Origin of the sequence: Streptomyces sp. MMG1533 (assembly GCF_001279775.1) — a bacterium.
Classification (GTDB): Bacteria; Actinomycetota; Actinomycetes; order Streptomycetales; family Streptomycetaceae; genus Streptomyces.
The window spans coordinates 21,116-34,585 of the sequence record NZ_LGDG01000024.1 but is presented as its reverse complement, the minus strand read 5'-3'; the positions used below and the strand labels follow the sequence as shown (position 1 = coordinate 34,585).

10 protein-coding genes and 3 pseudogenes are annotated in these 13,470 nt (G+C 70.5%); 6 read left to right on the top strand and 7 right to left on the bottom strand.

What is annotated here, in order from left to right; all coding sequences use genetic code 11:
- The first annotated feature begins 155 nt into the window (after window positions 1-155).
- Window positions 156-827 carry a hypothetical protein gene (locus ADK57_RS05455; RefSeq protein WP_053748180.1) on the top strand — a complete coding sequence of 224 codons (672 nt, stop codon included), beginning with the start codon at window positions 156-158 and terminating at the stop codon, window positions 825-827.
- Here the strand turns inward: ADK57_RS05455 and ADK57_RS52170 are convergent.
- Window positions 808-1,023: pseudogene (locus ADK57_RS52170) on the bottom strand (hypothetical protein); the annotation flags it as partial. The gene ADK57_RS05455 and the pseudogene ADK57_RS52170 sit on opposite strands and share 20 nt — an antisense overlap.
- A 312-nt stretch (window positions 1,024-1,335) precedes the next feature.
- Between ADK57_RS52170 and ADK57_RS50385 the strand changes: the two are divergent.
- Entirely contained in the window at window positions 1,336-1,554 is a 219-nt protein-coding gene (locus ADK57_RS50385; protein WP_053748178.1) for a hypothetical protein, read from the top strand.
- Here ADK57_RS50385 and ADK57_RS46910 read toward each other — a convergent pair.
- Window positions 1,540-1,895 (bottom strand): annotated as a pseudogene (locus tag ADK57_RS46910) (FAD-dependent monooxygenase); the annotation flags it as partial. The gene ADK57_RS50385 and the pseudogene ADK57_RS46910 sit on opposite strands and share 15 nt — an antisense overlap.
- Window positions 1,896-2,063: 168 nt before the next feature.
- On the opposite strand from ADK57_RS46910, the gene ADK57_RS05440 reads away from it, so the two are divergent.
- From ADK57_RS05440 to ADK57_RS05430, 3 genes are all read left to right on the top strand, one after another.
- The gene (locus tag ADK57_RS05440) at window positions 2,064-2,897 is read left to right on the top strand and encodes a chitosanase (RefSeq protein ID WP_159050014.1); all 834 of its coding nucleotides are present in this window, start codon (window positions 2,064-2,066) and stop codon (window positions 2,895-2,897) included.
- 114 nt (window positions 2,898-3,011) lie between these two features.
- On the top strand, window positions 3,012-3,791 hold the full coding sequence (locus ADK57_RS05435; RefSeq protein WP_053748176.1) for a hypothetical protein: 780 nt from the start codon (window positions 3,012-3,014) through the stop codon (window positions 3,789-3,791).
- The gene (locus ADK57_RS05430) at window positions 3,788-5,143 is read left to right on the top strand and encodes an alpha/beta fold hydrolase (protein WP_053748197.1); all 1,356 of its coding nucleotides are present in this window, start codon (window positions 3,788-3,790) and stop codon (window positions 5,141-5,143) included. Before ADK57_RS05435 ends, ADK57_RS05430 begins: the two co-directional genes overlap by 4 nt.
- Window positions 5,144-5,238: 95 nt before the next feature.
- Here the strand turns inward: ADK57_RS05430 and ADK57_RS05425 are convergent, their stop codons facing one another.
- On the bottom strand, window positions 5,239-5,979 hold the full coding sequence (locus ADK57_RS05425; protein ID WP_107091480.1) for a polysaccharide lyase family 7 protein: 741 nt from the start codon (window positions 5,977-5,979) through the stop codon (window positions 5,239-5,241).
- 264 nt (window positions 5,980-6,243) lie between these two features.
- Between ADK57_RS05425 and ADK57_RS05420 the strand changes: the two genes are divergently transcribed.
- Window positions 6,244-9,258: a glycosyl hydrolase gene (locus ADK57_RS05420; protein WP_053748174.1), complete on the top strand. Its 3,015-nt coding sequence runs from the start codon at window positions 6,244-6,246 to the stop codon at window positions 9,256-9,258.
- Between the two features lie 159 nt (window positions 9,259-9,417).
- Here ADK57_RS05420 and ADK57_RS05415 read toward each other — a convergent pair.
- The 4 genes and pseudogenes from ADK57_RS05415 to ADK57_RS05400 all read right to left on the bottom strand — a co-directional run.
- A pseudogene (locus ADK57_RS05415) lies at window positions 9,418-9,866 on the bottom strand (hydroxyacid dehydrogenase); the annotation flags it as partial.
- On the bottom strand, window positions 9,863-10,486 hold the full coding sequence (locus ADK57_RS05410; RefSeq protein WP_053748173.1) for a histidine phosphatase family protein: 624 nt from the start codon (window positions 10,484-10,486) through the stop codon (window positions 9,863-9,865). The pseudogene ADK57_RS05415 and the gene ADK57_RS05410, both read right to left, overlap by 4 nt.
- Window positions 10,483-11,970, bottom strand: coding sequence for an FGGY-family carbohydrate kinase (locus ADK57_RS05405; RefSeq protein WP_053748172.1), 1,488 nt, complete (start codon window positions 11,968-11,970; stop codon window positions 10,483-10,485). Before ADK57_RS05405 ends, ADK57_RS05410 begins: the two co-directional genes overlap by 4 nt.
- Window positions 11,967-13,469, bottom strand: coding sequence for an FGGY-family carbohydrate kinase (locus ADK57_RS05400; protein WP_053748171.1), 1,503 nt, complete (start codon window positions 13,467-13,469; stop codon window positions 11,967-11,969). Before ADK57_RS05400 ends, ADK57_RS05405 begins: the two co-directional genes overlap by 4 nt.
- Window position 13,470: the final 1 nt, after the last annotated feature.

The following is a 13,470-nucleotide window of genomic DNA, read 5'->3' as shown; positions in this document are numbered from 1 at the left end:
CGACGGCGTCTTCGCAAGCACGCGTCACCATCGGCTGGTTACCCGTACAACCTGCTTGAGGAGGCCGGCGCGACGCCGGCTGACCGCTGCCGGGTGGAATCTCCGTTGCCGAGGAGACTCGCCGCCCACGATCCTGAGGCCATGAGGTACTCCGCATGCAGCTGAGGCTGCGCCAGTTCAGGCCCCGGACCGGGCCGCACGAGCACCGTGTCGTCCAACCCCGGCAGCCCCTTCGCCACACCTCACTGCGCGCCCCCGAGCCCATCGGCCTGTTGCTCGGCGACCACGACGGGCTGAACCGACTCGCGGGCCTGTTCTCCTTCGCCGCCTACTCCCGGCACACGATCGTCCACGTACCGCTGCGCGACGGCGTCCCGCCCGACGAGGGCGTCGGCGAGCTGGTCGATCTCGCCCTGGTCCACCACACGCTCGGCCTGCGCCCCAGCGAGTGGCCCGAGCTGCGGCGCAAGCTGGTGCACGGCACTCCGCTGACCGTCCGAACCGACGAGGCACGCACCGCACGGGATGCCGCCTCCTGGCGAGGACGCTGGGAGCGGGCCGACTTCCGGGACGAGTTGCGGCACGCCACCCACGCCCGAACGTTCTTCCTGTTCGGCAGCCGGGACGTCTTCGCCGAGACCGCCACGTACTTCGCCCACGCGGCGGGCTGGGGCCCGCGCCAGACGGGTGTCGTCAAAGGCCACTCGGCGCTGATGACGGCGCTCCCGACGCTCGTCCAGGAGCCCGGTGGCGGGCACCCCCTGGAGGTGCTGATCTGCTTCAAGCCGTATCCGCCCTACGCCCACTTCAGGCGGCCGGGGGATTGAGTCGGTCGTCGATCCCCACGAGCAGTTTCGCCTTGGCTTGACGTTCAACCAGTTCGCCGTGTTTGGTGCCGACCTTGTGATGGGCAGGGCGGCTGTATGCCTCGCCGGTGGCGAGGACGCGTCCCACGTCGTGACGGGTGGCCGGGCGCCGGTTCTTCGAGCCGGTCGGTCTGCCCGGGCCGGGGTGCGAGGATTTTCCGCCGCCGCCGCGAAACCGGGCCTCGCCGAGGGCCGCCGATTCACCAAGCTGGGCCGCGACATCGAAACTCTGCCCACTGCCGCCGACCGTGCCGCGCTGGATCCGGGTTGGCGCGTCGGCGTCGTCGAAGCCCACCAGGCCCGGGAGTGGGCCACGGTCATGATGACCACCTTCGGGTTCATCACCCCGGACATGATCGAGATGACCGCGTCATGCGTGGGCAAGGCGAACTGGCGGCAGTACGCGGTCTGGGCGGGGTGAGCGGATCGTCGCGGTCGGGAGCGTCTTCCTGAACGGGAGTGCGCCGACATGTTCGACGGGGTGACGCTCCCGGAAGCGCGCGGACGTGGCGCCCAGTCGGCGCTGCTCACCGCTCGCGTCCGGGTGGCCTCGGCTGAGGGCTGTCGATGGATCGTCGCCGAGACCGGCGTGGAAGGTCCCGGTGAACACAACCCGTCGCTGCACAATATGGTGCGCGTCGGCTTCGAGCCGTTGTATGAGCGGGCCACCTGGCTGTGGCGTGCGTAGCCCGTTGACATTGCGGCTGGTGACCGCTCGCAGCTGCTGCTTGAACTCCTCCAGGGTCGGCGCGGTCGCACGGTCCTCGGCCACGCCGTCGGCGGGCACGACGACTGGGCACACCCCGTCCTCGTCGGGTGGGGTGACACCGAACCGCAGTTGGCTCTTGCGGACCTCCTCGACGACGGCGGCAATCGTCCGAGCAGTTTGCGCACGGCACTGCGGCCGCCGTCGCAGCCGACGAGGTAACGCGAGCGCAGCTGCGTGCCGTCCGCCAGCTCGACACTCACCCCGTCCTTGCCTTGGCTCAGCCCGACCACTTCGCAGTCGCGCCGGACCCTGCTCCGGAGCACCCGACGCCTCGGGCCGTGCAGCGTGGCCCGACCGGGGCTCATTTGCTGATCCTGCAAAGTTCCCGTCCGGTGAGTTGCCGATGGCTCCATCTATTGGTAGGAAACATTCCTAACGATTCAGGTCTGGACCAACTCCCCAACCCCCCACCCTTGCCTGGAGTCTCCGTGGAACCTGAGACAGCAGCCCCACCCGCCCGCACTTCTCGCCGCACCGTCCTTGCCCGGCTGGGAGCGTTGACCTCCGTCGGCGTGTTCGGCTCCCCGCCCATCGCTGCAGCGGCGGCAGCCGCACCGGGCCTCGACGACCCGGCGAAGAAGGAGATCGCCATGCAACTGGTGTCGAGCGCGGAGAACTCCACGCTCGACTGGAAGGCCCAGTACCGGTACATCGAGGACATCGGCGACGGCCGCGGGTACACCGCCGGCATCATCGGCTTCTGCTCCGGCACGGCAGACATGCTCGACCTCGTGGAGCTCTACACCGACCGCAGGCCCGACAACGTCCTCGCCAAGTACCTGCCGGCACTGCGCCGAGTCAACGGCACCGACTCGCACGACGGTCTCGACCCGTACTTCACCGAGGACTGGCGCAGGGCCGCTCAGGACACGGCGTTCCAGCAGGCACAGAACGACGAACGCGACCGCGTCTACTTCAACCCCGCCGTCAGGCAGGGCAAGGCGGACGGCCTGCGTGTACTGGGCCAGTTCGCCTACTACGACGCCATCGTCATGCACGGCGACGGCGGCGACTCGACCAGCTTCAGCAACATCCGCCGGCATGCCCTGCACCATGCGAAGCCGCCGGCGCGGGGCGGCAACGAAACCATGTTCCTCGACGCCTTCCTCGACGCACGGGTATGGGCGATGAAGCAGGAGGAAGCACACAGCGACACCAGCCGCGTCGACACCGCGCAGCGCGTCTTCCTGCGCGAAGGCAACTTCGACCTCAACCCGCCCCTGGACTGGAAGGTGTACGGGGACAGTTACCACATCGGCTGACGAAGACACGGAGAGAGGAAGACAGACGGGCGCCCAGTGCCCGGCGGCACTGGGCCTCGCTGATCCGAGAGACGGACTGTGTGAACGCTGTGACGGATGTTGCAAACTGTCCGCATGACTCGCACGAGGAAGATCGCCGCCGCTCTGTTAGCCGCATCGGCCGCGCTGCTCGCGATACCCCCCACCGCCTCCGCCACCCCGACCCCGCACACGACCCTCTTCAGGGAAGACTTCGACCGCCTTCCTCTCGGCCCGGTGACCGCGGGCCGCGGCTGGACCGCTGACACCGCCGACGGTTCGCTGACAGTCGAACCCAGCGCCACCGGCCATGGCCGCGAACTGCGGCTCCACACCGAGGGCAACGGCCGTGCCTTCCTGGTCCTGTCCGACCTCGCGCCCCCCGGCAACAGCTTCTGGGCCCGGTTGCGGCTGCGCGTGAACGACTTCCCGACGGCCCCGGACTGGGCACACTGGACCGTCGCGGAGGCATCCGGCTCCGATGTCCCCACGCTGGTACGCCCGTTGGGCGGCCAGTACGTGCCCACCTCACAGGCCAACTTCTGGGGAGTCGGCTCCGACCTGGGCCCCACCGGGGACTGGACCGCCTGGAAGACCTCCGCTCCCGCCACTGCCGCGACATGGCAGTGCGTCGAGTTCCACCTCGACGCACGTGACAATCGCGTCACCGTCTACCTGGACGGTGTGGAGCAGTCCGAGTTGACGGTGTCCACGAAGGAACACGGCGGCACGACGGACGACTTCGTCTTCCCGCACTTCGACACACTCAAGCTGGGCTGGCAGTTGTACCAGTCCGACCCCACTCCGTCGGCATACGACGTCCGCATGGACGACGTGGCGCTGAGCACCCAGCGGGTGGGCGGGTGCGCCTCATGACGGGAGGCCTGCCTCGCAGGACGGTGCTCGGCGGGCTCGTCGGCGGGCTCGCCCTCACGTCCCTCCCGACCGGCCCGGCCGTCGCCGCCGGGTGGGACCGCGAGCCGTACGTCCCGCTGGCGGTGGCCGGCGGGGGCGGTCCGGCAGGGTCGGACCGGGTCCATGTACTCCAGGTCGGTCCGGACACGGCACACACGGTGGTGGTGCTGGTTCCGGGGATGTTCGGGGCCGCGGGCGACTTCCGCCTGCTCGCCCGGGACCTTGTGAAGGCCGTGCCCGGTGTGCAGGTGTGGGCGTTCGACCGACGCGAGGAGAACCTGGCCGACCGCTCGGGGTTCACCACCGCGGACCCGGCCGGGTACTACCTGGATGGCCACTACGGTTCGCAGGACCCCGCAACCTCCGCCTTCGCCGCCCGTTGGGGCCTCGCCCGCACCATGGAGGACCTGCGCACGGTCGTACGGGCCGCGGCCCGCGGCGGTCGGCGGCGAGTGGTGCTCGGCGGTCACTCCTGGGGCGCCACTACGGCGATGGCCTACGCCGCCTGGGACTTCGACGGCCGTCCCGGCTACCGGGACATCAACGCGCTCGTACTTGTCGACGGTGGCGTGCGCGGGGCGTTCGAGGGGACCGGGCAGCTGGTGCACAACTCACCGGAGGAGGTGCGGGAACGGCTGGCCGCGATCGAGGGCGGGGCGGTCTTCGACATGACCCTGACCGGAGTCGGGCTGGGCGCCCGGGCGGAGAGCACACAGATCTGGTACCAGCTCGCGGGCTGGTACGCACATCGCGACCCGGACGGCCGCTCGGTCCTCCAGCCCCGGATGCCCGACGCACTGCGGCCGCCGTACCCCGTCACCAACGGCGGTCTGTTGGGCACCTTGGTGGACGCCGGATTCGGCTGGCCGAACGACATCAGTGTCCACTCGGGGCACCTTGCCGACAGCGGCGACGTGCGCGGTTGGGTCGACACGGGCATCACTCCCATCAGCCGTGTCGCGACGGCGTACGCGGGTGGTCCCGAGGCGGCCGTGTGGGAGTGGTACTGGCCGTCCCGGCTGTCGGTGGACCTCGACGTCGTAGATCCCTACGCCGACACCGACCTGGCCCGCTCACTGGGGCTGCGACTGCGGCACACCGGGGGCCTGGACGTTCCGCTCTACGTCTTCGAGACGAGCTACGCGAAGGGGACGATCGTGTCGTCCGCGCGCCAGGTCGTGGCCAACTCGCATATCCCTTACGGGAGATACGAGGCGGACGACGGGATGAACCATCTCGACCCGCTGTTCGCCGCCGCTCGGCACAACACCCTGACCCACACCCTCGCCCCGTTCCTCACCGGACTGCGGTGACGAGTGACGACAGGCATCGGCGGGGCATCGCAGGGATGTCCCGCCGATGTGGGGTGGGTCGTCGTTCCACGTGAACTTCCCGCGCGGTGTTCTGGTCAGCCGTGCGAGACGTTCAGCCCGTAGAACGCGACCCGCGCCCCCTTCGTGGTGCTGTCGGAGGTCGACTGATTGTAGGAACCCGCCTTGAAGTACTGCTTGTACGGGAAGAACGACGAGGGAATCGGGTAGTGCTTGGTGCTGCCGTTGACCGTCAGATCGATGGTGTCACCGCCGGAGACGGCGATGGCGTAGCTCCATGTCCTGCCGACCGGGACATGTCCCACGGTGTGCAGGGTCTGGCCGCCCGCGGGCGAGTTCTCGGTGCCGACGACGATGTCACCGTTCGCCCGGTAGTAGAGCTCCACCAGCGGTTTGGTGGAGGAGCCGCCGGAGCCCAGGTGGATCTGCCCCACGCACACGTTGGACGTCACCGACACCACGCGCAGGGTCGCACTCAACCGGTGGCTGCCGCGCAGTGACCAGTCGGCAGCGCCGCCGCTGCGGTTCATCTCGCGCAACTCGGAGCGGGCGTACTTGGAGTTGGGAGTGGTGACGCCCTTCTCGGGTGCCCAGAAGGTCATCGCACCGTCGCGGGTGTCGGTGTAGAAGTACGCGTCCTGGTGGCCGCCCGGTCCCTGCAGTCGGGACGAGGAGATGGTCGTGGGCTTGCCGGGGGAACCCACGGGTTCCTGCAACTGCCAGACCGACAGGTCGAAGTTGCCGCCGGGTGCGACCTTCGGATCGGCGGCGTCGGCGCTGGAGCTGCCCAGGAAGGTCGCGGTGGTGACAGTGGCCATGACGGTGGCCGCCGCGAGGACTCCGGTACGGATCATGGGGCCGTCCTTCGGTGACGTGGGGGAGAAGGCGGGTTCATGTCTGTGAACTTTGAGTGCCCCTGTGACTCAGGGCGCGTGCCGCGACGGTAAAGGTATGGACCAACGTCGTCAAGAGGCTGCGCGCGATGGGGAATTGGGGCGCCGATCTTGACCCTTCATGGATTCCGGGCTTAGCGTTCCGGCGTTTACGAGGAATTGAAACGATTCAATCACCTGGGGCCACACATGCAGAAGCCCATCCCGCAGCGTGGCGGGATATCCCGGCGCACGGTGCTCGCGGCCTCCTTGGCCGCCGGAGCCGCCACGGCGTTCACCGCAGTCGGCTCGACGGACGCCGGCGCCGTCCCCCTGATCGGTCGTCAGGATCTGTCCGGCGACTGGTTCGCCACCCCACCCCGGTCCGTGCGCCCCAAGTTCCGCTGGTGGTGGCCGGACGGTCTGGTCGACCCGGCGGAGATCGCCCGTGAGATCGACCAGATCGCCGACGCCGGCTTCGGCGGAGCCGAGATCGCCGCCGTCCACCACAGCATCAAGGACAAGTCCGTCCTCGACACCGCCCACCACGGCTGGGGCAGCACTCCCTGGCGCGACGGCGTCGAGGCAGCCCTGCGGCAGGCCGCCAGACGCGGCCTGACCATCGACCTCACCCTCGGCCCCAGCTGGCCCGTCGCCGTCCCCGGCGTCACCCCCGACGACGACACCGCCGCCCAGGAACTCGCCTACGGCCGCGCCTCCGTGGCCGCCGGCACCACCTACCAGGGACCGGTCCCCGAGCCGGTGCGCGAGGCCGCCTCCGCAGTCACCCGGCGCAGCCTGCTCGCCGTCCAGGCCGCCCGCGTCGAGCCCGCCAACGCCACCCGCAAGGAGACCGGCCTGGACCTCGCCAGTGTCCGGGACCTCACCACCACCGTCCGCGACGGCGCCCTGACCTGGACCGCCCCCGCGGAGGGAGACTGGGTGCTGATCTCCTACTGGCAGCGCGGCACCGCCCAGCAGCCCGAGTCCGGCCCGCACTCCTCCCCGGCCGCCTACGTCGTCGACCACTTCAGCCCCGCCGGCACCGCCGCCGTCACCGGCTTCTGGGAACGCGCCCTCCTGACCGGCACCGTGCGCCGACTGCTCCAGGCCGCGGGCGGCGCCTTCTTCGAGGACTCCATCGAACTGGAGACCGACTCCCTCGTGTGGACCTCCGCCCTGCCCGACGTCTTCGAGCAGCGCACCGGCCGTTCCCTCCTGGCGTACCTGCCGGCCCTCGTCCTCGACAAGAGCAACCAGGTCTTCGCCTTCGAGGCACAGATCACCCGGCAGATCCGGCACGACTTCTGGGAGACCGTCTCCCACCTGTTCAACACCCACCACGTGACCGCCCTGCGGGACTGGGCGCACTCGCTCGGCATGTCGCTGCGCTCGCAGCCGTACGGACTGCAGACCGACGCCATCGCCTCCGCAGCGATCCTCGACATCGCCGAGGGCGAATCGCTCGGCTTCAAGAACCTGGACGACTACCGCTGCCTGGCCGGCGGTCGGGACATGGCCGGGCACACGGTGCTGTCCTGCGAATCCGGCGCCTACAACGGGTCCGCGTACAGCACGACGTGGGACAGGTTCCTGCGCACCATGGGCGGCGCCTACGCGGCCGGCGTCAACCAGACGGTCGTGCACGGCTTCTCGTACGCCACCGCCCCCGGGGTGAGTTGGCCCGGCTTCGCCGCCTTCAGCCCCTACAACGGCGCCGCCGGCTACGGCGAGTCCTGGGGGCCCCGCCAGCCCACCTGGCGGCACGTCCGGGACATCGCCGGCTATCTCGGCCGAGTGCACCAGGTCCTGCAGACCGGCACCCCGCGCGCCGACGTCGCCGTCTTCCGCCAGACCGGCTACACCGCCACCGGCATCGGCGCCTCCTGGTTCACCGCGACCGGTGTACCGCTCGGCTGGACCCACCAGTTCCTCAGCGGACCGCTCCTCGACCTGCCGGCCGCCCGCGTCTCCGGCGGTCGCCTCGCGCCGGACGGCCCCGCCTACAAGGCCCTGTTCGTCGAGGGAGACTTCTTCTACGGTTCCACCCCGACCCTCGCCCTCGACGACGCCCGCAAGCTGCTGAGCCTGGCCCGGGCAGGACTGCCCATGGTCCTGCTCGGCGCCTTCGACCAGGCGTTCACCCCGGGCGTGCCCGACCAGGACGAGACGGACGCACTGCGCGAGGTCCTGGCCCGCCTCCTCGCCCTGCCGCACGTCACCGCCGTCACTGACAAGGCCGCCGTCGGCGACGCCCTCACCGCCCTCGGCATCACGTCCGACGCCCGCTACGCCACGCCCTCCACCCTCCTCAACGCCCACCGTGTCAGCGGCGACACCGACTTCTACTACCTGTGCAACGGCAAGCACGCCGAGACCGTCAAGCCGCCCGTCGCGACCATCGACCACGACGTCACCCTGCGCCGCACCCGTCGTGGCGCCACCGTCCCCTACCTGCTCGACCCATGGACGGGCCAGGCGACCCGAATCGGCCGCTACACCGAGGACGACGACGGCATGACCGTGCGCGTCACCCTCGAACCCGGCCAGGCCACCGTCATCGCGCTCGGCCGGCCCGGGCTCTTCGGCGACCGAAACGGCAGCCGTCCGCACGCCGTGGGCAGTGACGCGGACCAGGTGCTGTTCACCGACCGCGGCCTGGCCGTGCGCGTCTCGGCACCGGGCACGTACACCACGCGTCTTTCCCGGGGCCGTGCGGCGACCACCACGGTGCCCGCGCTGCCCGAGCCCGTCACCCCGGACCGCTGGCAGCTCGACGTCGAGGACTGGTACCCCGGCGCCGATGCGACCCGCACCGACATCGTCCGGCGCACACTCGCCCTCGACACCTTGCTGCCCTGGTCGCAGATCCCCGAACTGGCCGACTCCGCCGGCATCGGCCGTTACCGCACGACCGTCGTCCTGCCCTCCGACTGGACCTCGGCCCACGGCGCGTACCTCGAACTGGGCCAGGTCAGCGACACCTTCCGGGTCGCCGTCAACGGCACCCGGCTGGCCCCCGCCGACCGACTCCACCCGGTCGTCGACCTGGGCGGACACCTGCGGCGCGGCGACAACGTGATCGAGGTCGAGGTGGCGACCCCGCTCATCAACCGCCTCCGGGCCGCCCAGCCCGCAGTCTTCGGCGCCACCGCCCGCCAGGCGTACGGGCTCGCGGGTCCCGTCCGACTGGTGCCGTACGCCCAGGCCGTGGTGCGCCCGTGACTCGACCCCCTGGGGACGGTCACCGTCCCCAGGGGGTCGAGTCACGGCGAGGACCTTCGAGCGTCGGGCGCATCACCGTGTGTCTCAGTGCAGTTGGGCCAGAACCTCCGGATTCGCGCAGTGCGCCAAGGGCCGGCCTTCCAGGAATCTGGCTACCTAGTAATCACCGCGCCAGTTGGCTGCGGCGAGGTCCGCGTGGGTGGCGGGAACGCGTCGTGCCGCGGCCATCATGAGGGCGACCGTGTGCTCGGCGGTGGCGGTGGCGTTGCGCCCGGGGGCGAAGGAGACCGCGACGCCATGCCGGGTGGCCGTCTCGAGGTCGGCGTTGACGGGGCCGCCGCGGCTGACGCAGAACAGGCGTAGATCGGGGCTGGCTTGGAGGATCCGTTCGGTGAGCGGAGCCATCTGGGTGACGCAGATGTCCACTCCGCTGAGGGCCTCGATGAGCTGGTCCTCGGTGCCGGACGCCTCCCGTACCTCCGCCACCTCCCCGAAGGGCTCGACCGGCCAGGGCAGCGTGAGGTCGCGGTGGGCGCGGCCGTCCGGAGCCTGTCGATGAGCAGGGAGTTGAGGACGAAGTGGTCACCGGCGGCGAGGATGGTGGTCACTTGAGTACTCCTGGGGTGACGGGGCGGTTCAGCGTCAGCAGTGACATCACGCCGTCGTGGAGAACGACTTCGTTCAGGGCGCAGTTGGCCAGGAACGGGAAGGTCCGGCGGTACTCGCGCAACGGCAGGCCGAGGATGCGGCAGAGCGCGAGGCGGATCGCGGTGGAGTGGCCCACGACGAGGACGCGGCCTTCGCGGTGCTCGGTCTGGAGGTCGGTGAGGAACTCCATATAGCGGTCGCCGGCAGCGAGGGGGTTCTCTCCTTTGGGGAAGTGGTTCGTCACCGGGTCTGTCTTGAAGGCTGCGAGACGGTCGGGGAACCGTAGTTGCATCTCTGCGCGCGTGAGCCCCTCGGCGATGCCGAAGTCGAGCTCGCGCAGCCGTGGGTCCACGCTCACGGGCAGCCCCGTGCGCACCGCGCTGTCGCGTGCGGTCTCTTGCGAGCGCGTCAGCGGGGAGGCCCGGATGGCGGTCAGGTCCGCCTGCTCGGCCCAGTCCGCGAGCGCGCGTGACTGTGCGTGGCCGCGCTCGGTGAGCGCGATGTCGGTGCTGCCGGCATACCGGTTTTCGGCATGCCACAAGGTCTCCCCGTGCCGGACGAAGATGACATGGAGGCTCAAGGCGCCGTCCTCTCTCGTGCGTGGGTCGCGACGACGCCGGGGAGCCAGCCGCGTTGGACAAGCAGATCGAGCAGCCGGAGGTAGCCCTCTTCGTGAGGGTTCTTCGCTGAACGGCGTGGTTCGAGGGTCCGGTCGAGTTGCACCATCGCAGCGGCCACGCTGTCCAGAGGGGCACGGCTCGACGCGGCCAGCACCGCCATGCCTAGCGCCGGTTGGGTGTTGCGCGGGAGGCTCACCGGGCGTTGCAGCACATCGGCGCGCAACTGGTTCCACAGGGGGTTGCGGGTGGCCCCGCCGGTGAGGACGATCGCTCCGTCGGTCGGGGCGCCGAGCAGGTCCACGTAGTCGAAGCAGAGCCGTTCGACGTATGCGGCGCCCTGCAGCAGTGCGGCGAAGGACTCGGCCCGGGTGGCCGGTTCGCGGCTGCCGAACGCGCGGGCGTCCGGGGCGATGAAAGGGAACCGTTCGCCCGGGGAGACCAATGGATAGCGCAACAGGTCGGTGGGCAGCAGTGCCCCGGCCTCGCGGGTGAGCATGTCCAGGTCGGCGTCCGCGAATTCGCGTGCGACCAGGCCGGCTCCGACACTGGAGGCTCCTCCGGGCAGCCAGTGGCCGGAGGGTGATCGGTGGGAGTAGACGACCCCGTGCGGATCACGGACGAGGTCCTTGGTGACGCCTTTGAGTACCAGGGTGGTGCCCATGACCGAGTTCCAGCTTCCGACGGCGGTCGCGCCGGAGCCCAGTTGCGCCGCGCAGCCGTCGGTCGTCCCGGCGACGACGGCGGTGCCCTCGGTGAGCCCCGTCTCGGCGGCGGCCGCGGCGCAGACCTGACCGATGACCGTGCCGGGCAGTACCAGGTCGGGCAGCATCGCGCGGGGGATCTCCAACGCGTCGAGAACGCGCTCGGGCCATGTCACCTGTGCGGCGTCGGCGCCCGTCTTGAGCGCGTTGCTGGTGTCGGTGGGTACCTCGTGCCCGACGAGCTTGCTGTTGATGGCGTCGTTTTGATGCGCCACTCGCCAGCCGTCCTCAGCGGCGTGGGGATAGTGGTTGAGCAGCCACCGGAGTTTGGGCAGAGCCCAGGATCGCTGCATCCGCTGGTAGCCGGCCTTGGCCCACTGCCGCTCCCCGGCGGCGTTGACCTGGTCCGTCTCCGCGGCGGCGCGCCCGTCGTCGTACATCAGTGCCGGTGTCACGCAGAGGCCACTGCGGTCGAGCATGGTGATGGTGCCGGAGGTCGCGTCCACGGCCACCCCCTGGACCCGGCGCAGGTCGGCACCGGCGGCGTGCGCCCGGCCGATCGCCGTGCGGACCGCGCGCCACCACTGCTCCGGGTGCTGCTCATGGCGATCGCCTTCCCGGTGGCTGGTCAGCGGGCAGGATCCCGCACCCAGCAGACTGCCGTCGGACGCGGCGACGACCACGCGTACGCCCTGCGTGCCCAGGTCGATTCCCAGCCAGACGTCACTTCCGATGGCGGTCATGCGTCGGCTCCGCTCGTCGAACGAGTCTGTCCGCGGTCGTGTGTCCACAGCGGCTGGTTCAGCTCCCGCAGCCGCAGGAAGTCGGCGTACCGGTCGCTCAAGTCGTCGAACGCGGCCAGATCGGGCTGGTATGTGGCGGCAACCTCCACGTGCCGGGCGGCGGCGGTCGGGAAGTCCGGCTCACGGCCGGTGGCGACCAGGCCGGTCAGCCAGGCACCGCGGGCCCCGACCTCCGCGGAGGCGGGAATGGTCACAGGAAGGCCGGTCACATCGGCGATCAACCGCATCCAGAAGTCGCTTCTGGTGCCGCCGCCGCAGAGCGCCAGCCTGTCCGGGGAGCCCGGGGCCGCGGTCAGGCAGTCGCGGATGGTCATCGTGACTCCCTCCACCAGCGCACGGGCCATGTCTTCGCGGCCGGCTTCCAGGGACAGGCCGGACAGGGAGCCGCGCGCGGTGGGGTCGAAGAACGGGGCCCGCTCTCCGGCAGGGGAGAGGTACGGGATGAACCGCACCCCGGCCGTATTGCGTTTGCCCCGCGCCGCCAGCCCCATCAAATCCGTGACGGAGGCCAGTCCGAGCAGCGTTGCCCCCCAGTCCAGGACGTCGCCGCCGCTCATGGTGGGGAAGGCGCGAAGGTAGCGGCCGGGGACTCCGAGCGTCACGGTGATGCCCACCGGCCGGTCGGTGACCACGGTGTCCGTGATGACCTCCGTGGCCAAGGTGGTACCGAGGATGCAGCACGCCTGGCCGGCGGTCACCGCGCCGGCGCCGATGGCGGTGGCGCAGATGTCGTACGGCGCCAGCACCACCGGGATACCTGCGGGCAGGCCGGTCTCCGCGGCCGCAGAGGTGCTGATCGTGGTGACTCGGTGGTTGTCGTCGCGCAGCTCGGGCAGGAGTCGCCGTGCCCACTCCAGGCCGTAGACCTCGAACAGCCGGTCGGACCAGTCGCGCCGCCTGATGTCCATGAACGGTGCCGAGGCGTCCGACTCGTCGACGGCGGGCGCACCCGTCAGCTTCAGGTGAAGCCAGCCACCGCAGGTCAGCAGATGACTGGATCGGGCCACCCGGTCGGGGTCGTTCTCGCGCAGCCAGGCCAGCACGGCGTTGGGCATCCCGGTGGACACCCGCGACCCGCTGATCCGGAACGCCTCCTGCGCCACCCCGTCGCGCTCCCACGCCGTGATCCGGGCCGTGGCTCGTCCGTCGTTCCACAGCACGGCGGGTCCGGTGGGTCGACCCTGGCCGTCGAGCAGCCAGGCGCCGTCGCCCTGTGCGGTGGCGGCGACCATGTCGGGTGCGCCGGGGAGCGCGGAGACGACGTCCCGGACGGCGGCGGCAACCGCGGCCCACACTTCGGACATGTCCTGCTCGGCCCACCCGGGACGGGGTCGTTTCACCTGGGTCGGCCGACGGCTCACCGCCAACTCCTTCCCGTCGTCGGCGTATCCGACCACCTTGATGGTGGTGGTGCCCGCGTCGATGGCGATCGCAGTCACC